This is a genomic window from Rhodococcus sp. GB-02 (assembly GCF_053470465.1).
The window spans coordinates 34,942-57,856 of the sequence record NZ_JBPUKE010000005.1; the positions used below are offsets into that span (position 1 = coordinate 34,942).

The following is a 22,915-nucleotide window of genomic DNA, read 5'->3' on the forward strand; positions in this document are numbered from 1 at the left end:
GACCGGCGGGGACGTTCCCCACTTGTGTGCCGAAACTTGCGATGCGGGAATCTGCTCGAACTTGTGTGGGTGAGACTCGCGCGAAACGGCTCGCGACCGGACACATCGCAGGCTGTTGAACAACAGGTGCGTGGCCGTTGATTGGCTAAGGGGACGGGCTTGGGACGCCCACGGGAGAAGGTTCTTTTCAGATTGTCTGTTGGCTGAGGCGTGGGATAGATGGACGGCTCGGATCTTCGTTCCGGAGCCCCGCAACCTGCTGAGCAGCGCGAATCGGTGTAGTTGCCGGGGAGAGAATTTATCCCCTACGCGGGGGTCGCTCCGATCCATGCTCACTTCGTTGCGCTGTTCGGAGCGTAACCCACGTGTCAAGGGGTGACGGTGTCATTTCGCGATTGATGTGAGCGCGAGTTGTTCTACGAGTTCCGCGAAGGGGAGTTGCCGTGGGAGTGCCATGGGATGCCTCCCATGAACATCTCACTCGTGGTGCATCTGATGCGGGGCGGTGTCGGATTTACACGTAGCTGTTCCGGCTTGAGTGAAAGTGGAGAGAGATTTCTTCGGCCGCGATGTCACTCAGCTCGGGTTGGCGGGATCTTCCTGTGAGTAGAAGAACCATTCGAGGCAACTGCGCGTGCGCGCGGTTGGCCGACCACAGGAGGAGCGCCATGCAGATGCAGACCGGATTCGATCGCCGTCGGGTGATCGGGGGTCGGCGATGACGAGTCCTGCGCAGGAAAAGGCTCCCGCCAGATTCGCTCGTACCCCTCGCATAAGTTCACTGCCGGCGCGGTCGCGGACTTGGGTTCGCGACAGCTTCTGTCTCGGAAGCGCGGCGGTGGGTGTCGGCGCCGGGGCGCCGCTGTTCGGGTATGCCGCCTTGTCCATTCCGGCGGCCGCAGGACTGTCGATAGGCGCGGTGTACGCCGGAGTCGCGGGGAAGAAAAAACAACTGCGCGATGTCGAGGTCGACGAAGTAATCGAACGACTCTGCCCCGTCATGGGCATCCCGGAAGCGACGCGGGCGGTGTTGTCGGTATCGAAGTGGAGCGGAGGGACTCCGGGCGTGCCGGGAAAACTCACCGTGTATTACACGTCGGCGCAGCCGCTGAACGACGACACATGGTTCGACGACATTTGCGAGGTTTTCGAAGACCAGGGGTGGGGGTTCTTTGCGCTCGCCGAGCACGATCCCAACCGTCGGCGGTTGATCTTCACACCCGCAGCGGAGCCGGAACGAGAGCCCTCTGACAGTGAAGCGGTGGCGCGTGCAAAACGCTATGTCGGGCAACTGCTGGGACCGACCGCAACAGTGACTGCGATTGATGTCGATACCAAGACCGGTGAAGTCACCTCCATGATGGTGCGGCACGAAATCGGATCGAAGCTCGTGTCTGATGGCTATCGCACTCGTGTCGAACGCGCGATCAATGCGATGTTCCCCGGACGCTGGCGTGCAAAGTGGAACCATCACACGGACGAGGTCACGTTCGAGCAACGTGCTGCGTTCCCCGACAGCGTTTGGCTGCCCGCCCCGGACATCGACCCGGATGTCGATTTGTTGGCCAGCTACGACTCGGTGGAGATCCCCTACGGGGTCGACGAAGACGGCAACGAGGTGGTGTGGCGCCCCGCGATCGATCCGAATCTGATGCTGATCGGACCTCCCGGTAGCGGCAAGACAGTGACGGCACACAACCTGTTGGTCAACTTCTCGCGCCGCGGATGGCCGATCTGGGTGCTCGATGGAAAATATGTCGAATTCCTCGGCTTCCAGGACTGGCCCAACGTCCAAGTGGTCGCCACGACCATCGAGCAGCAAGTTGCGATGGTGCATCGTGCACGCGACTTGATGGAGTACCGCTACCAGAAGATCGTCACCGGCGAGGCAACGGAAGCGGATTTCGAACCGGTGCTGGTGTTCCTCGACGAGTGGGCGGAATTCCGCGGCAATGTCGAAGACTGGTACACCTCGGTCAAACCGAAAGGCGGCCCGAGACAACCACCGGTGCTCGCCATGCTGGCGTCGATGGCACGCAAAGCGCGTACCTCGCGAGTGCATCTGGTCTTCGGTACTCAGCGTCCCGACGCGATCTACTTCCTCGGCGACATGCGCGACAACTTCGCGATGCGCATCTCCATGGGACGGCTCTCACCTCAAGCGGCCACCATGATGTGGCAGTCTCCGACGATCGGCACGAGCGTTCCGCGCAAGTGCCGCGGGCGAGGCACCACTGTCACCGACAACTATCAGCCGCTCGAAATCCAGTGCTACCGCGTGCCGGATCCACGAAAGACCCGTGACGGTACTCCGGACGCCGATCTCCTCGACAGGCTCCGGCCACCGGTGACCAGACACCCGCGGTTGCTGATCGTTCCTCCGGAATCTCTCCCGGACATCGACGCCTCCGACGAAACGTCAGAACCCGCACCTCTGACCTATTTCGACTACGTCGCCGCTGACTGGGTCCTTGCCAGTGACCGACCGGACCTCGACCCGGTACTCAAGCGAGCACGGATGAACCGCGATACCGATCGCCGAATCGCATCGCCGACCGCATTGTTGGGTCTGTTGGGGGCGCCCGAAACTCCGACGAAGCGACCAGCGATGGCGGACTTCGTCGACCTCGACACCTACCGCAGGCCGACGCTCGCGAAAAACGATCCCGCAGCTGCGGCGGCGTTTCTCGACAAACTGGCCGATCCTGCAATCCGAACAGAACAGTCGAACCTCGACCAGACCCGAACCAGACTCACCGTCGTCAAGGAGGCGGTCGATGATGCGGCTCTAAGCGAGGAATCGGACTATGCATTCGCCAGTGGAGACGAACACGAGGACCAATACGGACCTGTCCAGGATGTTCGCGCCGCTGACGTGGCACTGGGTGATCTGTTGTTGATGGAGGACACCGACGAGTGGGTCGTTGTCGACACCGAACCCGAGCCCGACATCATCGAAGACTCGTTGCTCTCGTTGACCTGGCGCAGTGACACCGACGAGGTGGGCGATCTTGCGATTCCGGACAGTTCCTACGTCTCGATCCGCAAGCCTGTTCAGGTACCTGAACTGGTGTGACCTCAGTCGAGCTCGGCCGGCACCCACTGCCGCGCGGCGGGGTCCCATGTCCCTGTGGATCTCCGCCCCGACAGCAATGGAGACAGTGCACGGCTGAGCTCGGCGAGTGCGTCGTCGAGCGTATGAAGCTCGGATTTCAACGATGTCTTCGACGCGAGTGCACGATAGCCGGCGGCCCAGCTCGGCCCGGGAGATGCAAGCGTGTGGGGGAGTGTGAGCACGCGGCGGGTTTGTTGGGCCCGTAGTGCGTTCACAGTGTCTTCGGCGTCGACCGTGCATGAGGTGATGATGAGTAGCAGATCAACGAGATCACGGAATCGCGTTGAGGGAGTGACCTTCTGAGGCCCGTGAAGTTCGTACATCGCGCACAGTTTGTCAGCGATCTGGTCAGCGATAGGTACGACCGTGAAGGCCGGCAGCGTCGAGACGTCTGCGATCTCGACGGCGGGGCGCGGCTGCAGTCGCTCCACCGGTCCGATCAAGGTGCGTTCGATCGCAATGTCGATCGGAAAGTTTCCTACGCGCGTAGTACCGAGATAAACGGTTGCTTTCAATTGAGCACCCCGACTGACGCCGGTCAGTGATCCTTTCGCCTCGATCTCGAAAGTGAACCGGTCCAGGTCCGGGCGGACGCTGAGAGCTCGTAGTTCGTCGACGGCACCGATGATGTCTGTTCCGGGATGAAGCAGATCGACGTCTTGGCTGTGACGGGCCCCAGGGATGCGAACGAGCATCCCACCGCCTCCGGTGAGGATCCACCGCGAATCAGGTGACGAGAACACCCTCGCCAGGAACCGCTGGGTGAAGTACTCGCGTTGAAGTTCCTCAGTCGTGCGACCGGATGTTTTTGCCTGGCTTCCCAGGCGCGCCAGCAGTGCCCGGTGAAATGCTGCTGCCGACGGATAGTGTTGTGCCACTATACGATTCCTTGTTTACGCAGCGCGCGAAGTGCGGCGGGCAGGGCGGGATCACGCAGAATATTCAGGACGCCGGGACCGTGCCCGACCTCGCCAGCGGCTTCCTCCTGGCGAGAGGCTCTCGTATCGGTCGGTGCGGACCTCAGGTCCGAGGCGGCGACATCGTCGATGAGGGCGGCGATCAACCCTGCTCCGTCACCGAGGGGTGCGCCGTAGAGGTACGCAAATGGGCGCAGTTCGGACTCCAACTGTCCCCGCGAGACCTGATCGGTGCGCAATGCATCCCACACCACGCCAGCGAGGTGTCCACCGTCTGTTCGAGAAGATGCGAGGTCGACGATCGTCCTTGCTGTCGTCGTGACGGGCAGGCCGTCGAGTAGAGACCAGTGCGTGGGGTCCAGTGTGGCGACGTGGAAACGGACTCCGTCGCTACGTGTGTTGCGCCGGCGCGGAACGGTGAACTCTGCAATGTCAGCATCGATGTCGCCGAGTTGTCTCAAGTCGGCAGCCGTTCGATGAGAGGCGACCCCGCGGGGATCGGCACTGCCGATGCGCTCTGTCGCCGAGCGTGTCGGGTCGAGTGCAAGCCACTGGGCGCGCACGTGATCGGTGGGGTGAATCGGCGTCCCTGTCAGCCGGTACACGCCATGTCTGATGCGGGTGAGGATGAATCGGTCTGCCAACCGCTTGAGGTGTTGCGCACTAACGCCCGACTCGGCGGCCTGCGCTGAGGTAAACATGCCCCACTGGTCCTGGGCGAGGTCAGCCAGCGCGAGGAAGCGATCATCACCTTTCATGCACCAATAATATCACTTTGGGTGTAATTATTGAAGATTCAAAATGAAGTTTCAGTGATACTTCCCCGCATCTGACGAAGACCGCACGCGTGTCAATCACCCGCCCGTCACGTGCGCCGCCCAGGGTCCGAAATTTGTTTGCCGACGCGTGTCACACAGGACGTCTCGACCGGATCTTCCTACTCGTAGAAGCCCAATTCCGGCGACACGAGGAGATCGGTCATGTTCGAGAGCCAGTCAGAACCCCAGCGGCCCACCCCAGGTACGGCGAACGCGGCAGGACTGTCTGACGCGGATCAGATGTCCCTGCTGATGGCAGCCCCACTGATCTTCGGGATCGTCGTCGGCGCCATTCCGGCCATGTCGGCAAGGGTCACGGCCTGGCTTCTCGAACACAACATGATCATCGCCGCAACGGAATCGCCCTTGCTGGCTCTTCCTGGCGCGGAAGGCGCTGGCCTCGATCTCCGCCGGCTCATCGTCGTCGCTGCAGTGCTTGCGGTAGCGGTAGCCCTGGCGGTCAGCGGCTTACGCCAGGCAGTTGATCGTCGTCGTCAGCAGCGGCTGCGAGTGGGTGATCAAGGGTGAGGAAACTCGCAGGTCCGGGATGCGCGCTAGCTGGTCTTGGGAAGAGGGCGGAGAGGTCTGGTTCGAGCTCGGATGAACGCGGCACGGATCGTCTGGATCTCCACATGCAGAGCCTCGCCCAGTGCGGTGGCGTGGCGATCGGCGAGAGTCCCTTCGCCGCGCTCGATCCTGCCGATCGTCGTGGTGCTCAGGCCCGTGCGGCCGGCGATATCCTTCTGGGTCATTCCCGCGAGATTGCGCAGGTCAGCGATCGTCCTGTTCTTCTCTGGCACGACGATCAGTTGATCAAGAGGGATGCCGAGTTGCTCAGCGGCACGCGCCAGATGGTCAGGCGACGGTTGCGATCGTTCGGTTTCCCAATTGTGAACGGTGGTCGGGTCCACGCCGATTGCGCGGGAGAGATCGCCACGGCTGATCTTGGCCGCGGTTCGAGCCTTTTCGAGGGCCTTCGGCTGGAAGCCGTTCAAAGGCAGTCTCACCTGGATTGTCCGTTCATCGCTGGACATCCTATTGAAGATGTAGATACCATCGTTGCATACCGGGTTTAGATTCCAGTGATAAATACCAGAACGGCCTCAACCAGCGAGCATTCGCTGTTCTCGACCACCCGGTGCGCTCGAGTACGAACTGTTCACACGTACATGCGGCCTGACCAGCCGCTAACGGAAAAGAGCTTCCGATGACCACCAGCACCGCAGCACCACAACGCACGTCCGAAATCTCCAGCAGCCGACGCGGCTGCCGTTCCTCTGCACGCCAAGCGTCGGTAGCTAGACTGAATACAGCCGGAATCCCCGCCCGGTCTACTACACCCAGTCGCGACGACGGGTGGTTCCAGACATCGCGACAATCGGGTTCAGGGGACGTGACGGGCGGGCTTGGACACCTGCCCGTCACGTCGATACATCAGTCGACCTCGCAGACGTTCGCTACCACGTCAACGCTCTGATGTGCGCCGGAATGACAACCGAGCTGATCGCTCAACTTGCATCACTGCCCGTCGAAATCATCCGGGCGTTGCGCAAGACTTCCACGACGTCAGCACCACGACGTGTCGTCGACGCCGTCCTTTCAATCACCTTCCACCCCAGCCGCGGCCGCGATCTCACGCCGGCTGTGGGAGCGCACCGACGTCTGCGTGCACTGAACGCAATGGGCTATGGAGACGGTCTCCTGGCAGCTCGTCTCGGCGTCGACATCGACGTCGTCACTGGCATGCCGACCAAGAGCCTCATCCCCAGTGAGCTATGGAAGGCGATCGCCGGCATCTACGACGAGCTGTCCATGCACCCGGGCCCGGATGCCGAAATTCGTGACCGATCACGCGCGGATGGCGTCGTACCGCCGCTCGGGTGGGACGACGACGAAATCGACAACCCCAAGGCGCGGAGTCAGGAACGAGTTCAACCGCGACACGGTGGGGGAGGTGTTCCCGTTGACGAGGCAGTCGTGATCCGCCGGCTCGGTGGGGAGCAGTTGCCGCTACGCCTCTGCGAGCGACGCGAGATCGTGCGCATTGCGTTCGAACAAGGTTGGTCTCCTTCCGAGCTCGCGGCACGGCTTTCCATCAAATACGACTCGGCAGTCACCGAATTGAGCCGCTACCGGCGCGCACTTGCACGTGATGCAGCGGCTAACAGCGATTCATCGACAGAAGAGAGTGGCCCACAGGAAACGGCCGCTGAAGTCCTTGGTGTTCGCGAAGAATCCGACGAACTGTCTCCTGTCGAGCCCCTGTCGGGTCGGGACCTGGAACCGATCTCGCTCGACGAGGAATTGCCGGAAGATGCGACATCGAGCGCTCGCGCGTCCGCCGCGCTCAACCGGAGGGTCGGACGAGTCCAGTTGTCTGGTTCTCGGTCGGGACATAGGAATGGCGCGGCACCACTCCGCCCGCCGCGCCACATGCTGCGCACTCTGAGTACGCGGTGCCCCGGTGTAGGCCCTGGCGGCATTTCCCGCCACAAATCCAGCCGAGACATACTGCGTCCCACTCTGATTGATCGATCCATCAAGCCAAATCAACATGTAGACGATGCAATGCTGCGCTCGCCATCGGCGCCCGCACGCGCCTCGCGGCGGCGCGGTCTCTTCTTCTCAGGGGCCGGCGGGAGGGCATTCACATACGACCCGGCGGATGGCCAGCTGCGGCGAGAGGTAAACCGTGGCAGTCAACCGCAGGGATATTTGCGCCCGATCGACATTGCCGACACCGGCTGAAGTACTACATCTCGGCAAGATCTCCCTTGGACGCTGAAAAGCGTTTCTTGACAGCGGATTACAAATCGCATCACGTTCCATTCATATACAGACATCTCCGGTCTCGACCCGAGACCCCAGACGGGACCTGCTCATGAACACGACATTCGCCTCCGCGCTCAACACCATGACACCCGGCGACGCTGTTATGTGTCTTGCTGCCGGAACGGTCGAGCTTGCTCTCGATGACGCACCGGAATCAATGCGCTGGCACTGGTTCGCCGATCTCCTCGACTCGCAATGGGGGTTGACTGGCAGGCTCGCGCCCATCCTGACCGAGCCGGTCATGTCCGAACTGGAGCAAGCTGCCCGTATGTGCCGCGCCGCAGCACAGCATCCGCTAGACCCACAGGTCTGGATATCGGCATACCAATCCACAACAGCGCTGGTAGAAGACCCTGCGGTGATCTCAGCAGACGCCCTGCACCTCGCGCTCTCCGCAGCCAACGACATCGCACTGGAAGCAATGGACACTCCGCATCCTGATTTTTCGGTCGCCGTCACGCTGGCATTCGAAGCGCTGACATCGGTGGTGGCCGTCGACCGAGAGGTGTCCAGAAGTTGGATTCTGACTGCAATCGGAGAATGGGTCGCGAGGACAGAATCGGATCAGTCAGGCCTCCGATCTGCACAATCGCGCACTAACGCTGACAATAGGCAGATTGCAAATGCTTCCGTTGTTTCTGCAGGATGTAGCGAGAAGACACTGCTGAAAGTGAGAGGGAATGCGTGAAACCGTCGTCCAATCAGAGCCGATGAGTCCAGGTCATTTCGGTTCACCCAGCCCATCCGTCGTCGGGGGCGCGGTCAAAGGAAGGCGACGGCAGAAACGGGCGGGGATTACTCGCGAGAAAATCGTCGACGCCGCCGCACGTCAGTTCGATGCTTGTGGATTTGCCGCGGCAAGTATCAACACCATCATCGAAAATGGGAACCTGACCAAAGGTGCAATATATTTCCATTTCTCTTCCAAAGAGGAACTGGCACAACAGGTTATCGAACGATGGTCAGATATGGTGAATGACGAGTACGTGGCTCTCGGAGAGGCTGGTGATAGGTCCCCCTACCGCCAGCTGGTGCGGTTCTGCAGCGAGATGGCGCACCGTATCGATGCCGATCCCATCCTGCGTGCTGGGTTACTTCTCACTGTCGAACCATCCGTTACGGGCGGGAAAACTGCATATATGAAGTGGCACAAGAGCATTGATGAATTGGTTGTCCGCTCCATAGAGTCAGGCGAGATAAGCGACCGTCCCGCAAGCTACCGACTATCTGATCAGGTGTGCGCGACATTCATTGGCGGGGCTCAACTTCATTCGGTTGATGTGGGCTCACCCAATCTGCGAACACGGATAGTCGACGTGTTCGACGGACTTACCGGCGGTCCGGACTAGCCGAAGCCTCGCCTTCTACGCCGCCCCGCAGAGGCCCTGGATCTTCCCACGGAGCCTGAAAATCTACCGCTCCCGTGTATGCACGTGAGCGGACTCGAATCCCCGGTCGGAAAAGGTCACCCCTAGTATCGGGTTCGTGCCGAACGTGAGAACGCCCGACGCCGATATCTATTACACCGACAGTGGGGGAGAGGGGCCCGTCCTGCTGCTCGGGCATGGATTCTTCATGGATTCGTCGATGTTCGCCCCGCAGATCGATGCCCTCGCCGGCAATGTCAGGGTGGTTGCCTGGGACTCGCGCAGGCACGGACGAACAACCGATCACGGCGCCGCATTCACGTATTGGGATTTGGCTCGAGACTCCCTGGCGGTCCTCGACGATCTCGAGATCGAGACAGCAATCGTCGGCGGAATGTCGCAGGGCGGTTACACCGCGCTACGGACGGCTTTGCTCGCTCCCGAGAGAGTCCAAGCGCTCCTGCTACTCGACACCGAAGCATCTGCCTGCACCGATGGCGAGAAAGCCGGATACAAGGCCATGTTCGATCAGTGGTGCAGCGATGCCCCGATCGAACCGCTTGTCGAAGCTCTGGCACCGCAATTGATCGGTGGTGACTCGCGAGAGTCGTGGGCGCCGTGGATCGAGAAATGGACGACTAGCGATCGTCGAGCGATTCGGCCGGCCGCAGAGTGCTTGATCGAACGCGACGATGTCGTCGACCGGTTGAGTGCTATCGAGGTGCCGGCGTTGATCATCCGTGGCGAACACGACATGTCCGCGCCTGCGGTCAAAGCAAAACAGTTGTACGACCATTTACCGCTCGCAGTTCCAGTCCTCACCATTCCTGGCGCAGGTCACGCCGCCAATTGGACCCACCCGCAGCCCGTGAACGAGACCATTGCGGCCTTCGTGACGATGGTTGAAACAGGCTGGTTGTAGAGGTTTGAGCAGCTATTCGGTTCCCGGGATTCGCACGCCTAGGTACATCTGTACGGGGTAGTCACCACGCATTTCCGTGTGTACCTGGACGTGAACGCGATATTCCTCGCCGGTGTCGGCATCGCGCAGATGCATGAATGGCTGGTGTCGGCCGAATCGAACATCCTCTTTGTCCCACAGGCGCCGAAATGCAGGGAACTTGCTCAGTTCTTCCAGGGTTTCGATCGCCCATTCAGGGTTGTAATAGCGTCCCATCAATGCGCGGAACCAGTTCACCGTCAAGGTCGTTTCGGCTTCCCACTCCACCATGACTTGCTTGGACTGCGGTGTGGAGAAGAACCAGCGCAAAACATTGCCGTCGTGGAGAAGGCCTGAAAAGGCGCGATCATAGGCAGCGTTGCATTCGATGACATTCCATCGCTCATCCAGATAAGCCACCAGATGTGGATTGAGCGCTGTGATGACCGTGCGCATCTCGGGTGTGATGAGTGATCGGTATTGCTCGATCGTCCACGGGGTGGTCGATGTTTCCCGTTCCGTTTGAGTGCGGCGAGCAAGGTTGTACAGGTGTCGGCGCTGGGCCGGATCGAGTCCGAGTTCCCGTGATGTCGCTTCCAGAAATTTGACTGAAGGGTTCGGCGATTCGTTACGTTCGATCTGCGTGATATGGCTCACGCTCCAGAAAATATTCGCCGCGAATTCGGTCCTTGTCAGACCGTCCGGGTGCTGCGGTGTGGATCTGGTGCGCAACGCGCGCAGGTAATCGCCCAGGTTGGGCGGTCGAACGGTATCCATGCATGACCTTTCGTGAGTATCTGTAACGGGACAAACACCCAAAATCTGACCTACGGCGAAAAGTCAATACTCGCAGGTAACACTCTTTAGTGGTACCGGCCAGACTCGCGCCGGTCACACAAACCTGCTGTGCTGTTTCGCGAAAGACTCACAGCTGCGTGGCAGGCAGGAGAGTGAAACCAGCAGGGAGGCGAGTCAACACCGGGGTGGGGAGACCCTCGGAGTTGCTCCAGAGGGGGATAGCCATGCCACGTTTACGGCGAGGCTCAAGCAGGCGTTCCAGGAGGTCGCCGCTTGGCCTTCAGATACGCCCGATTCACCTGTTCCCCAGAAATCCCCAACGCCTCCGCCAAAGCAGTCTGGATCTTGTCGGTGAGGGCGATCTCACCGCGTTCGATGCGCGTGATCGTCGTGGTCGTCAACCCGCACACTTTGCCGAGCTGGGGTTGGGTAAGTCCGACCAAGCATCGATAGTCACTGAGAAAGCGCTGCTCCGGATCCGTGACGACGACGTCGCCGACTTGGATGTTCAACGCCTTCGTGGCTCTGGCCAGGAAATCTATCTGAGGAGACACGGCGCCGATCTCCCAGTTGCGGATGGTCGCGGCGGTCGTGTCCGCCAGGCGGGCGACATCGCCACGGGACATCCGAGCTGCCTTTCGGGCAGCTGCGAATGCGTCTTTATCGAAGCCGCGCAGGACGTTGCGGCTCATCGGATTGGTCCGTCCATCGCTAGACACCATGCCGCAACCCTTCTAATATGCCATCCAGATTGGCTTTTAGATTTGTCACCAAGATTGACAGGGATTGCGGCGAACGTACCGCCACCGAAAAGCCGAGGCAAACCGTTCTGCAGCGCAGTTGGCGCCAGCCAGTCCAGGTCCCGACCTACTGTCCCCGTACGACCTGCCCACCCTGTCCACTCGTCCACTGTGAAGGACCACCACACATGGCATCCCTACTGACCAAAAAGATCGATTCCATCCGCTCGTCCGGTGACAAACAACCAGCACACAACGGCGCAGACCCGGATAGCCCACCCGACCTGACTACCCGCGCGCGAGTGCGCAGACGCCCGATCTACCTTGCAATCGGCGTCGCCCTTGTCGTCGTCGCCGTCATCGGCATGCTCGCCGCAGTCAGCGCGATGCGCGCCACGACCGACGTCCTCGTCCTCGCGCGCGACGTCCAACAGGGCCAAATCATCGAATCGAAGGACCTCACGGTGAAAACCGTCAACGTCGACGCCGACCTGGGTGCCCTCTCGGCGGGTGAACGAGGTCGTGTCATCGGAATGAGTGCCGGCACTCGATTGCCGGCAGGAACAGTGCTGATGCCCGCGGCCGTCACCGACCAGGTGGTGCCCGGAGAAGGCTTGACGATGGTCGGCATCACCGTGGGATACCCACACCTACCGTCGGAAGCAATTCTCCCCGGAGACATGATCCGCGTCGTAGACACACCCCGAGAAGGCGATGACCCGCCGGTTACTGGACCTATCAACACAAAGGCGCAGGTCTACTCGACGACCACGATCGCGGAAGCGGGCGAAACCACTCTCAACCTCCTGGTCCCGGAAGCCGAAGCAAACTGGGTCGCCGCGCGGGCTGCGACCAAGCGCGTGTCCATCGTCCTCGACAACCGAGTGCGGTGATTTCCCATGTACCTCGCACTCATCTCTGCATCCGGGGCACCAGGAGTCTCCACGACAGCACTCGCTCTGGCCTTGAATTCACCAAGTAAGAACACGCTCTTGGTCGAAGCTGATCCAATCGGATCCTCGCCCGTGCTGGCCGGATATCTCCTCGGCGGCCGATACCACGACAAATCATTGATCAACCTCGTCGACGCCAACCGCCACGGACGCCTCAAATCAGCGCTGGCCTCCGAGGTGATCACCTTCCCCGACACCACGGTCTCTGTCCTCCCTGGCCTTCTACATTCCGCTCAAGTCGATGCAATGCGCGGTGTCTGGAGTCCACTCGGAATCCATCTCGCAGGACTTGCCGTCGACGATGCCAACGTCATCGTCGACGCCGGCCGGATCGGACAACACGGCTCACCGGTCGAGATGATCGTCAGCGCCACGACCATTGCCATCGTTACCCGCACGACCCGTCCGGCGCTGGCGGCACTGCGCGCTTCGATCAACGGATTGCGTCAACAACTGTCAGCGACACAGTCCACGGCAAGCCTCGGACTCATCCTCATCGGTGAATCTCCATACAACGCCGACGAAGTAGCCAAGGTCACGGGACTCGATGTCATCGCCGTCATCCCGGATTCGAAGGACGCGAAGGTCTTCTCCGACGGCGAGGTGCTGACCAAGTGGCGCCGCCGCCGATCGCTGTATCTCCATGCGCTGCACCGAACCACGTGGCCCAAGATCGAAAAGTTCGCGGCCACCCACCAGGCCGACTGGAAGTCCAGCCTCGCCGTGACAGGAGACCGACGATGACAACTGACGAGACAGCACAGAGTACGCACAAGAACATCACCGATCTCCCGTTCTTCTCCGCGACGCTTCCTTCCGTGGATCAGCACTCGGCTTCCCCCGAACCAGTAACCCCGGTGTCGGCAGAGACCGCTGATTTCTTCCGCACCAACCACCTTCACGACCTACCTCCAGCACCACGCCATAGTCCTCCGGGCGAGGCCGTGCGGTCGCGGCGGAGTACGCCCCCGAAAATCGCGGTCGACCGACAACTCGTCCGCGCCCTGCAGCGAGAAGCGGCCGAGCTACTGCGCGAACACCGCACCAAGCGTGACCGAGAGCTCAACGATCCGAAGAACACCAAACTCGTCGTGCCGTTCACCGAAGACGAAGAACGCGAATACGGCCGAGAAACAATCACCGGATTGGTGAAAAACCACGTCCAACAGACGATCCGCTCCGGCGGCGAAGCCTTCAACCTCGACCAAGAACATGCCCTCATCAAGGCGATCTTCGACGCTCAGTTCCGCCTCGGGCCCCTCCAAGATCTCGTCGAAGAACCCGACATCACCGACATCTACCTCAACGGTGACGCCGTATACGTCAAATACCCCGACGGGCACTACGAATACCGAGCTTCCGTCGTCGACAGCGGCGACGAACTTCTCGAGTGGATGAGCCTTCTCGCATCCAGGGCCGATAACGGTGGCAGGCCCTTCTCCAGAATCAATCCCTCGCTTCGACTCAACATGCAAGGCAACCATCGACTTTCGGTCCTGGGGTACACCACCATCCGGCCCTCCGTCGCGATCCGCATCCACCGCCTGACCAACATCACCCTCGAGCAACTATCGCTCGATCACCACATGATGCCTCCGGAACTTGCGCACATCCTCGGATGCGCCATGCGAGGCGGAGCGTCGACAGGCGTCGGCGGCGGAATGGGTTTCGGCAAAACGACATTCGCCCGCGCTCTCGCCAACGCACTCCCCGTTCACACACGAATCGGAGTGGCCGAAACCGAACGAGAACTCTTCCTCGACGAACTGCCCGGCCGGCGAGACTTCGTCGTCGACGCCGAAATGATCATGGGCGGCGGCGAACGCGGTCCAGACGGACAGCTCGCCGGCGGCTTCAGCCTGAGCGCAATTCTCTATGAGTTCGTCCGCCAGGGACTCGACTACCTCGTAGTCGGCGAAATCGCCGGACACGAGATCCTCGCCCTGGTCAAGGCGCTCCAAACAGCCAATGGTGGCCTTTTCACTACCCACGCCTACACCGCACGCGGCGTCATCGACCGACTCGCCAACCTCGCCCAAGAGCCCCCGATGAACGCCACCGCGGAATACATCGAACGGCAGCTGGCAGAACACGTCGACGTGATCGTTCAGTTGGCGACGAAGGTCAGGGTCAACCGCGAAGGCACCACAACCGCAGTCCGGTACGTCTCCGAAGTCGTCTACGTCGAACCTGGCGACGACAAGCTACCCAGCTTTTCCACCATCTACCGCGGATACTCCGACGGCACAGGGGTATTCGGTACCATCCCACAGCCGCTGCTACGCAAGCTTCTCGCCGGCGGATTCAAGAGACTGAACCTCCCCTCCGACACTCTTCGGAGTTTCGACGAAGAACGTGAACTCTTCGACGACGAAGGAGCTGCATGATGTACCAGCAAATCGGCGTTTTCCTCGTCCTGCTTCTGTGCGCGGGAGTCGGCTGCCTTGTCCTGGGGTGGAGGGACCGCCGCGATCCCACAGCCCCCACTCGGCAGCGTCCACGTAAGGGCGAAAGAGTAAAGATATCCGGGACCACCCAAATGCTCCTGGCGGTAGGGATCGTGGCAGGTGCCAGCGTCTACTACCTGAGTGGATGGCTCTTCACGCTCTTCCTCGTCCCGGCCCTTCTCGTGGGTCTGCCCTACCTCCTGAGCCGACCGGAAGCGGAACACCAGATCCGCCGTCTGGCCGCGATGGACGAATGGACGCGCAACTTGTCGAGCAGCATGCGAGCTGGTTCCGGAATCGAACACACCATCATCTCGACTCCTATCCCGGAAACGCTCAAAGACGAGATCACTGCCTTCATCAACAGGCTCCGCAACAATGTCCCACCGGCCGAAGCGGTCACACGATTTGCATCCGACCTCAACGACAGCGTCGGAGACAAGATCTGCGGCGCCCTCCTCCTTGCCATGCAACTGCGTGGTGTCGGTCTGGCCAATGTTCTCGAAGGCCTCGCCGAAGACGTGGGCGATACCGTCGCCCGCCGCCGGCGCATCGAAGCGGACCGCAAATCGACTCGAACACAAGCCAAATGGGTCACCATCATCACCATCGCCGTCCTTGCTGCAGCTTTCGCCTTCACGAATTTCATGGAGCCATACCGTTCAGGCGGCATGCAGATCGTCCTACTGATCCTGCTGACGCTCTTCGCTGCGGATCTGTACTGGATGAAGCAAGCCACCAAGCCGCCGACCTACCCGCGGTTCATCGGAACCAATGACCGCGTCGAACGCACTGACCTTGTAGGAGCGCAGCGATGAGTATCACCATGACGATCATCGTCTATACCAGCGTCGGCACAATCGGCATCTATCTCGTGGCCCTGTACTTCCTGCGAGCCCAACCTGCCCTCACCGACGTGATGTCCAGGATGTCCGGACCCGCGCCGGAGAAGGCAAGCACAGCAGGGACATCACTCGTCGACGGGCTCGCCAACAAGCTCGGCCTGCGCGTACACCCCTACCTACAAGACAGTCGATTCCTCACCCTCCCCACATCGGACCTCTCACTGCTGCACAAAGATCCGGCGCACGTCCTCGGCGAAAAACTTGTCGCGGCATTCTTCGGTCTGTTGATCTTCCCGATACTGAATCTGGTTCTGACCGCGTTCGGATTGGGATTGGCATGGTCGATGCCGGCGATCCTCTCACTCGCGACCGCCGTCTTCCTCTTCATGATTCCCGACATCGACATTCGGCGCCGCGCCGCTGCCGCTCGCGCCGAATTCGCACAAGCCCTCAGCTCCTACATCGACCTCGTCGCGCTATGCCGACGTGGCGGAATCGGATCCACGCAATCCCTCGAGATCGCCGCCCAAGTCGGAGACAGCTGGGTGTTCCTACGACTCGACGAGGAACTGTACGAAGCCGGCCGCTCCGGCGAAGCGCCCTGGAGTGCTCTCACCCGCGTCTCGCAGCAGCTCGGACTCGCAGAACTCGGCGACCTCGCAGACATCATGACGATGACAGGCGACAAAGGCGCCAGCGTCTACACCTCACTGCGAGCCAAAGCCGCCAGCCTGCGCTCCGCACAAACCTCCGCTGAACAGTCCGCCGCCGTCGAGGCAACAGAGAAGCTCGCCATGCCCCTCGCCGGCCTCGCCGGCCTGTTCATGGCACTACTCCTGATCCCGGCCGTGACCGTCATCAGCGGCTAACCAACAACAAGAAAGGAGTGCCCTCTGAACAGGCAAAACAAAGAAGGACCCATCGACCGGACTCATCCAGTCCAGGACAACTGCTACACATCCAGCACACCAATAAGGAGCACGCCATGACCACCAAAGCCATCACCACCACCCGACGCGCAACCCGCGCCGCCATCACCTCCTACCTCACACTCACGATGATGTTCGTCGCCGCACTCGCAGGCAGCCTCCTGCAGCGTGCAGGCGGTAAAAATTCGGACCGCGGCCCCTCCACCCTCGAGTACGTCATCCTCGCCGGAATCTTCGCCGTCGCGGCGATCGCTGCCGGCGCCGTAGTCGTCCAGAAGATCCAGTCCCGCGCGGACTCCATCCCCGACTGAAACTGCCGAGCGCAGTTCGGATGCTGGAGAACAAAACCATGGGCCTATCGATAGCGCTGAGGACATGGAGTGCAACGTCGCTCTTCAGTGCTCGGCGCTATCGATGCACGACCTCAGGCAGTAACCGCAGGGGACGGGAGGAAATGCTGTGATGACGATATTGACAGCGGTAGCGATTCTCTTGCTGTTCGGAATGCTGCTCCTCATCATCCTTGGTGGTGGGACACCGCTGGAGGAAGTGATTTTGTGGGCGGGGTGGTCAGTTATGGTGCTGGCACTTTCTTTCTGCGTATTGGGCCCGTTTTGGGGAGCCGTGGCCGCAGTCGGTGTCGTCGCACTCGCGGGGGGCGCTTCCTACGTTTATCACTACGCCACCTTCCGTCGTGATTGTTCGTTGCTGAACGAGTGATTTGGATCTGCGTCATACGAACAGAATTCACAGACCTACAAGCCCCGAGGGGTGAAGGAGAAGGCCAATGATTATCACGATCATCGTATTGGCAGTGACGAGCTATCTCCTGGTGTTCGGTGCCTTCTACATCTTGGATGACGGGGCGAAGTTCTATCTGCCGCCCATGGTTGGGGCGCTCGTCGTTCCCACGTTGACGCTCGGGAGTTTCCGTGTAATCACGGACGAGAAGACCTCGGGCGCAGTCCAGCTCGGCATACTTGCGGCCGCATTCCCTCTCTCCATAGCCCTCGTCGTTGCCGCGATGTGGACTGCCATGTTCGCGCGCAATCGCGTCGACACCAACCGCAGTACCGCAGCCCAAAAAGGGCTCGCCACCTAGCCCACCCCTGCCAACCGGACCGCAGAGAAACGGACAGCCATGACACTGGAACAGCTGATCGACCGGTGGCGCCACGACGACCGGGGCCCCACCACGCTCGTCACCGTCATCGCAATGGTCGCTTTCCTGATGATGTTCTCCGTGATGCTGCAAACCGCCCTGTTCTTCCACGGACGGGACGTCGCCAACACCTGCGCCGAAAAAGCATTGCAAGCCACGCGTTCTCAGCAAGGGAACCAGGCGCTCGGCCTCGCCGCAGCGAACGCGTGCATCGCGAAATCCGGATCGGGTGACCTTCAAGCGCCGGTCGTGTCGGTGAACAAGACACTCCGCGAGACCACGGTCACGATCACCGGAAAGTCCCCGTCCCTCGTACCGGGGCTGGAATTCGCCATCACCGTCGACCACACCAAACCCACTGAGCGCGTGACCAATCCCGGAGGTGTCGGATGAAGCTGAGCCAGTGGATCGCTCGCGCCCGCTCAAACGATCGAGGAGATGTGACCATCGAGTTGTGCCTCGCGATCATCGTCCTCCTCGTCCTCCTCGGTTGGATGTACGCGTACGGCATCAACCGTCAGGCGCATCAAAAGGTCGAGCACGCTGCGGGAGAAGCCGCCCGAGCAGCATCGCTCTCACGTACCGCCGCTCAAGCCAACCCCCTCGCATACCAAGCGGCCCTGGACTCCATGGATGGTCAAGGACTCAAATGCACGACGATGAACGTCAGCGCTGATACCACCGGGTTTCGCACTCGCCCAGGAGTATCCGCCACCGTCGAAGTCACCGTCAGTTGTGAAGTCTCTTACGACGCCCTCGGATGGCCCGGCGTCAGTGGAGGACGAACTATCGAGGTCACTGCAATCTCACCCATCGACACCTTCCGGGAGCGCACCAGATGATTACTGCACTGCGTAAGCGACTCACTTCCAGGCTCCCCGAGGAACACGACAAGGGCGCCGTGACGCTGATGACCGTGATACTCGCTCCCATCCTCATATTCTTCGTGTGGGGACTCATCGTCGACGGCGGTGGAATGCACACCGCAGCCCAACGCGCGGACAACGTCGCCGAAGACGCCGCCCGCGCGTCCGGACAGCAAATCGTCGGATCGCTCAGTGCGCGAGGGATCGATACGGTTGTCGACCCCGTACGCGCAGTGGCGGCCGCGAAACGCTACCTCGCCGACGCCGGTGTCGAGGGCGAGGTCATCCCCACCGGGCCTCGCACATTGCTGATCACCACCCGCATCGTCTACGACAACAAGCTTTTGCCCCTTCCGTCGAAACTGATCACGGGTAGTGCAACCGTGAACCTCAACCGCACCAACGCAGGGGAGGTGTACCGGCCATGAGTGCTCGCACAGTTCGATCCCGCCTCGCAGGACTCGGGTACCTCCTGATTCTGCTTCTGCTCGTGGCCGGTATCCCCGCAGCACTGTGGGCATTGCGTGGAAATCCTCTCGACATACCCTTTTCGGATTTCGAAAGTCTGCTCTCGAGCCCCGACGACGGCAGCCTCCTCGTCGCACTTCTGCCCCTCGTCGGCTGGGCCGCATGGGCGACATTCACCCTCCCGATCCTTGTCGAGCTCGCAGCCACACTCCGGGGCGTCAAGGCGCCGAAGATCCGGCTTCTCGGGTCGCAACAGAAAACGGCGACTTTCCTCGTCAGTGGTGCACTGCTTCTGCTGACAGCCGGCACCGCAACCGCTACACCTGCACTCTCGCAACCAGCGGACAGCGCATCACCCGCGCCCTACGCACCGATCGCCGCACAGCAAGACCCGAGCGGCCCCGCCCACACTCAGGTGGACCCGCGCGCTGCACGGCCCGCAGTTCAACCCGCCGGCCCGACCGTGACCACCGTCCGCGGAGACACACTGTGGGGACTCGCCCAAACTCACCTCGGCGACGGGAGGCTGTTCACCGAACTGCTCGAACTGAACAAAGACGTTGTGCCCGAAGCGGGATTCCTCGCAGAGGGAATGACGCTGCAACTCCCTGCGGCAGTGCAGGACGTCGTACAAGGGGCCTACACCGTCCAAGCTGGAGACACACTCTGGGACATCGCCGATCGAGAGCTCGGCGATCCTTTGCGTTTCTCTGAGATCACCACTGCGGACGGGTCGCCAGCCGGTGACCTGATCACAGTCGGACAGCAATTGATCATTCCATCCGCGTCCGCCCAAACACCCGTGCCGGCAGCGGAGGCAGCCCCCCAGCCGGCGGCCGTACCTGCGCCGGTTGAGGCGCCGGGGCCAGCTCCCCAGGCGCAGGTGCCCGACGCGGCACCGGAACCGCTCCCCGAAGTTGCAGCGACACCGAACTGGCAACTCGACCCCGTCGAGCCTCAGATGCCTGCGAATATGGCTCCTGATGCCGAAGCATCCGTTATCGGCGCCGAGGTAGAAGACGACTCCTCCAGCTCGTCCGACGTCGTCTACATCGCCCTCGGTATCTCCGCGCTCGCCGCCGCCGGCCTGACCGGTCACCTCGCGCTACGCCGTCGGCAACAACAGCATCGCCGCCGCCGCGGCGAGCGCATCGCCCTGCCTGCAAAGGAAGCGATTCTTGCCGAACAGGCATTGACTGCCGCCGTCGATCCGCTGACCACGGCCCATGTCGACACTGCACTGCGGAACCTCGCGCAGTACTGCCGAACGAACGAGATCTCCATCCCCAGTCTCCTTGCCGTTTTCATCGGTGACGACACGATCGAGCTCGGATTGCTCGAGGAGATCTCTCTGCCTCAGCCATGGATGCAATCAGACGACGACACGTGGATGGTCGACCCACGGGCGTTCCCTCGTTCGGTTCCGGACATCGACGTCAGCCCATACCCAGCCCTGACTGCGATGGGAACGAGCGACGATGGACGAGAGCTGATGCTCAATTTGGAGGAAATCGGGCATCTCTCCATCACCGGCACGCCAACCGCCACCGAAGGTGTACTTCGCGCGATGGCCGTTGAGCTTGCCGTATCGCCGCTGGCCGATTCCCTTCATCTCAACGTCGTTGGATATTGCGGCGACCTCCCTGGTGCGGTGAACACTGGCCGTATTACGCACTCGGACAACACGGATCAGGTGTTGGCGCGCTTGGCTCGCCACTTCGAACGTGACGCCGGCATCCTCGACGAGAACGAGGTTGCATCCATTGCGCATGCACGGAGCGTGTACGAGACCAGCGAGCTGACTGCTCCGGAAATCGTCCTCATCTCCGACCCGTTGACAGCTGAACAAACAGAAATCCTGACCTCGATCGCCCAGAACGCCCCGCGGATCGCGTTCGCCGCAGTCACAACGCAGAACTCGAACACTCGCTCCGACTGGACATTGGATGTCGCCGACGACGGGACTGCAACACTGGTCCGCCCAGGTATCGCATCAGCACAGCTCACTGTCACCACACTCGACGAAGGCAGCTACGAGAGCATTGTCAGTCTGTATGCCACCACCGCCCATGATTCTTCCCCAGCTGTCGAACCGGAGGCCGCGGACTTCGGTTGGGCGGGGGCACGTCTCGACTGCGAGATCACGACTCAGAATCTCATCACCAGTACCGACCCTGCGGCTTTCACCGTAGTTCGGAACGACGACAACGTATTTGAGGAAATCAACTCCGAGACAGTCGGTGACATCGACATAGACACCGACTCTGCGGCTGAGACCGAAACCGAGATTGTTGCGTCCCATCCCGAGTTTCCCGCGGCTCCACACATTTGGATTCGCGTCCTCGGAGAACCCACCCTCGCGCCACTTACTCCGGGCTCGACGGACCGCGAGAACTCGCGAAGCCTCACCGAAATCGCAGCTCTACTGGCATTCAGCGACGGCGGAGTGCCCGCAAGTGAGCTCACCGCAAAGATGTGGCCGCACGACGTCGAACTCGTCAACGCGGCCAGCACTGCCGAAGAAGCGAAGACGGCAAACGCGCGGCTCCGTAGCCGCCGCAACCAAGCCGTCACACGACTGCGCAGCTGGATGGGAGATACCGACACCGGGGACGCAGCGCTCATCAAGTCCGGAGACCGAACCGGCCGAACGCCACTTCGCCTCCACCCTTCAGTGACCACAGACTGGGACTACTGGAACCAGCTCGTCGACGCTCACCCTGCGACGACGACAACCGAACGCCTTGAATCCGCACTCGCGCTGGTGACCGGTCAGCCCTTCACCAGCGACGACCCGATTGCCTACCGGTGGGCAGATCACATAAAGCAGGAAATGATCTCCGCGATCACCGACGTCGCAGAAGAGCTTGCCGGCCGCTACATCCGCGGCGAACAGGTCACCCAGGACCTCGATGCCGCAGGGAAGGCAGCCCGGGCCGGCCTCGCGGTCGACAGTGCTCACGAAGGCTGCTGGCGAGCGGCCATCATCGCCACCCACTTCTCCGGGGACATCGAAACCACCCAAACCCTCATCGACACCCTCAAAAGCGAACTCGACGAACTGCAAGTCGACGCACACCCGGAGACCAACGAACTCCTCAGACAGCTCGACACCACCACCGACTACCGCATCGGAGCCGCATCATGAACCGCCGCATCGCAGCCATGCTCACCCTCACTGCGGCGGCCTGCCTGACCGCAAGCTGCAGCATCCTCAGCCCGGAGCCCGGCACCCTCAACACCAGCAGCGGCCCGACCTTTACCGGCCCCCCTGGATCGGGAAAATCACCTGAACAGCAAGCAGGAGAAGGTGCCCTCGCCAAGATCAGCGAGTACTACACCGTGCTCGCACGATTGAACTCCGACCCCGCTGCCCCGCTCTCTGACCTCGATGCCGTCGCGGCAGGCCGCTTCCTCGACAGGACCAAGAAAGAGATCACAACCAGCCGCAACGGAAACCCGACGCCACCAAGCGATCTCAAAGTTCTCAAGAACGTGATTACCAAACACGACATCCCCATCGACGAGACCGGCGCACCGACAGCGGGAACTGCCACGCTCCAAATGGACGTCTGCATCAGCAAGCCTGTGGACAAACTCGAACTCGGAAAACCGATCCTGACGAACCCGTCATGGCCCGACCCAGCAGGATGGAGAGTCACAGCCGACTACACACAACCCGGAACACCCTGCAGCGCCGGAAGCTTCTAGGAGACAA

The 22,915-nt window shown here is 61.2% G+C and carries 24 protein-coding genes; 19 read left to right on the forward strand and 5 right to left on the reverse strand.

Features of this window, described 5'->3' with window-relative positions:
* The first annotated feature begins 718 nt into the window (after positions 1-718).
* Positions 719-3,076: an FtsK/SpoIIIE domain-containing protein gene (locus tag ACSW29_RS29125; RefSeq protein ID WP_173362653.1), complete on the forward strand. Its 2,358-nt coding sequence runs from the start codon at positions 719-721 to the stop codon at positions 3,074-3,076.
* A gap of 2 nt (positions 3,077-3,078) precedes the next feature.
* Here ACSW29_RS29125 and ACSW29_RS29130 read toward each other — a convergent pair whose 3' ends face one another.
* On the reverse strand, positions 3,079-3,993 hold the full coding sequence (locus ACSW29_RS29130; RefSeq protein ID WP_011331704.1) for a nucleotidyl transferase AbiEii/AbiGii toxin family protein: 915 nt from the start codon (positions 3,991-3,993) through the stop codon (positions 3,079-3,081).
* A complete protein-coding gene (locus ACSW29_RS29135; protein WP_011331703.1) occupies positions 3,993-4,790 on the reverse strand; it encodes a type IV toxin-antitoxin system AbiEi family antitoxin domain-containing protein in 798 nt (265 codons plus the stop codon). Before ACSW29_RS29135 ends, ACSW29_RS29130 begins: the two co-directional genes overlap by 1 nt.
* Positions 4,791-5,012: 222 nt before the next feature.
* Between ACSW29_RS29135 and ACSW29_RS29140 the strand changes: the two genes are divergently transcribed.
* Positions 5,013-5,378: a hypothetical protein gene (locus ACSW29_RS29140; protein ID WP_011331702.1), complete on the forward strand. Its 366-nt coding sequence runs from the start codon at positions 5,013-5,015 to the stop codon at positions 5,376-5,378.
* 26 nt (positions 5,379-5,404) lie between these two features.
* On the opposite strand, the gene ACSW29_RS29145 is transcribed toward ACSW29_RS29140, so the two are convergent.
* Complete coding sequence (locus tag ACSW29_RS29145) at positions 5,405-5,857, reverse strand: helix-turn-helix domain-containing protein (RefSeq protein ID WP_041814230.1); 453 nt, start codon at positions 5,855-5,857, stop codon at positions 5,405-5,407.
* Positions 5,858-6,338: 481 nt separating this feature from the next.
* Here ACSW29_RS29145 and ACSW29_RS29150 point away from each other — a divergent pair, with 481 nt between their 5' ends.
* From ACSW29_RS29150 to ACSW29_RS29165, 4 genes are all read left to right on the forward strand, one after another.
* Positions 6,339-7,598, forward strand: coding sequence for a hypothetical protein (locus tag ACSW29_RS29150; protein ID WP_269578090.1), 1,260 nt, complete (start codon positions 6,339-6,341; stop codon positions 7,596-7,598).
* A 133-nt stretch (positions 7,599-7,731) separates the two neighbouring features.
* Positions 7,732-8,370, forward strand: coding sequence for a hypothetical protein (locus ACSW29_RS29155; protein ID WP_011331699.1), 639 nt, complete (start codon positions 7,732-7,734; stop codon positions 8,368-8,370).
* Positions 8,363-9,031, forward strand: coding sequence for a TetR/AcrR family transcriptional regulator (locus tag ACSW29_RS29160; protein ID WP_148209135.1), 669 nt, complete (start codon positions 8,363-8,365; stop codon positions 9,029-9,031). The genes ACSW29_RS29155 and ACSW29_RS29160 overlap by 8 nt, the downstream gene beginning before the upstream one ends.
* A 136-nt stretch (positions 9,032-9,167) precedes the next feature.
* On the forward strand, positions 9,168-9,971 hold the full coding sequence (locus ACSW29_RS29165; RefSeq protein WP_011331697.1) for an alpha/beta fold hydrolase: 804 nt from the start codon (positions 9,168-9,170) through the stop codon (positions 9,969-9,971).
* 12 nt (positions 9,972-9,983) lie between these two features.
* On the opposite strand, the gene ACSW29_RS29170 is transcribed toward ACSW29_RS29165, so the two are convergent.
* Positions 9,984-10,766: a helix-turn-helix domain-containing protein gene (locus ACSW29_RS29170; RefSeq protein WP_011331696.1), complete on the reverse strand. Its 783-nt coding sequence runs from the start codon at positions 10,764-10,766 to the stop codon at positions 9,984-9,986.
* A 266-nt stretch (positions 10,767-11,032) separates the two neighbouring features.
* Positions 11,033-11,479, reverse strand: coding sequence for a helix-turn-helix transcriptional regulator (locus ACSW29_RS29175; protein ID WP_041814173.1), 447 nt, complete (start codon positions 11,477-11,479; stop codon positions 11,033-11,035).
* A 236-nt stretch (positions 11,480-11,715) separates the two neighbouring features.
* Between ACSW29_RS29175 and ACSW29_RS29180 the strand changes: the two genes are divergently transcribed.
* From ACSW29_RS29180 to ACSW29_RS29240, 13 genes are all read left to right on the forward strand, one after another.
* Positions 11,716-12,420, forward strand: a complete 705-nt coding sequence (locus ACSW29_RS29180; RefSeq protein ID WP_011331694.1) for an SAF domain-containing protein — start codon at positions 11,716-11,718, stop codon at positions 12,418-12,420.
* Positions 12,421-12,426: 6 nt separating this feature from the next.
* A complete protein-coding gene (locus ACSW29_RS29185; protein ID WP_011331693.1) occupies positions 12,427-13,224 on the forward strand; it encodes a hypothetical protein in 798 nt (265 codons plus the stop codon).
* Positions 13,221-14,867, forward strand: coding sequence for an ATPase, T2SS/T4P/T4SS family (locus ACSW29_RS29190; protein ID WP_041814175.1), 1,647 nt, complete (start codon positions 13,221-13,223; stop codon positions 14,865-14,867). The genes ACSW29_RS29185 and ACSW29_RS29190 overlap by 4 nt, the downstream gene beginning before the upstream one ends.
* A complete protein-coding gene (locus ACSW29_RS29195; RefSeq protein ID WP_228233078.1) occupies positions 14,864-15,745 on the forward strand; it encodes a type II secretion system F family protein in 882 nt (293 codons plus the stop codon). Before ACSW29_RS29190 ends, ACSW29_RS29195 begins: the two co-directional genes overlap by 4 nt.
* Complete coding sequence (locus ACSW29_RS29200) at positions 15,742-16,641, forward strand: type II secretion system F family protein (RefSeq protein ID WP_011331690.1); 900 nt, start codon at positions 15,742-15,744, stop codon at positions 16,639-16,641. Before ACSW29_RS29195 ends, ACSW29_RS29200 begins: the two co-directional genes overlap by 4 nt.
* 116 nt (positions 16,642-16,757) lie before the next feature.
* Positions 16,758-17,012, forward strand: coding sequence for a hypothetical protein (locus tag ACSW29_RS29205; RefSeq protein ID WP_011331689.1), 255 nt, complete (start codon positions 16,758-16,760; stop codon positions 17,010-17,012).
* 151 nt (positions 17,013-17,163) lie between these two features.
* Positions 17,164-17,421, forward strand: a complete 258-nt coding sequence (locus ACSW29_RS29210) for a hypothetical protein (RefSeq protein WP_041814177.1) — start codon at positions 17,164-17,166, stop codon at positions 17,419-17,421.
* Positions 17,422-17,488: 67 nt separating this feature from the next.
* On the forward strand, positions 17,489-17,803 hold the full coding sequence (locus ACSW29_RS29215) for a hypothetical protein (protein WP_011331687.1): 315 nt from the start codon (positions 17,489-17,491) through the stop codon (positions 17,801-17,803).
* Between the two features lie 39 nt (positions 17,804-17,842).
* Positions 17,843-18,256, forward strand: a complete 414-nt coding sequence (locus ACSW29_RS29220; protein WP_011331686.1) for a hypothetical protein — start codon at positions 17,843-17,845, stop codon at positions 18,254-18,256.
* Complete coding sequence (locus tag ACSW29_RS29225; RefSeq protein WP_011331685.1) at positions 18,253-18,705, forward strand: pilus assembly protein TadG-related protein; 453 nt, start codon at positions 18,253-18,255, stop codon at positions 18,703-18,705. The genes ACSW29_RS29220 and ACSW29_RS29225 overlap by 4 nt, the downstream gene beginning before the upstream one ends.
* Positions 18,702-19,157 carry a TadE/TadG family type IV pilus assembly protein gene (locus ACSW29_RS29230; protein ID WP_011331684.1) on the forward strand — a complete coding sequence of 152 codons (456 nt, stop codon included), beginning with the start codon at positions 18,702-18,704 and terminating at the stop codon, positions 19,155-19,157. The genes ACSW29_RS29225 and ACSW29_RS29230 overlap by 4 nt, the downstream gene beginning before the upstream one ends.
* Positions 19,154-22,345: a LysM peptidoglycan-binding domain-containing protein gene (locus tag ACSW29_RS29235; RefSeq protein WP_011331683.1), complete on the forward strand. Its 3,192-nt coding sequence runs from the start codon at positions 19,154-19,156 to the stop codon at positions 22,343-22,345. The genes ACSW29_RS29230 and ACSW29_RS29235 overlap by 4 nt, the downstream gene beginning before the upstream one ends.
* Positions 22,342-22,908 carry a hypothetical protein gene (locus tag ACSW29_RS29240; RefSeq protein ID WP_011331682.1) on the forward strand — a complete coding sequence of 189 codons (567 nt, stop codon included), beginning with the start codon at positions 22,342-22,344 and terminating at the stop codon, positions 22,906-22,908. Before ACSW29_RS29235 ends, ACSW29_RS29240 begins: the two co-directional genes overlap by 4 nt.
* Positions 22,909-22,915 lie beyond the last annotated feature (7 nt).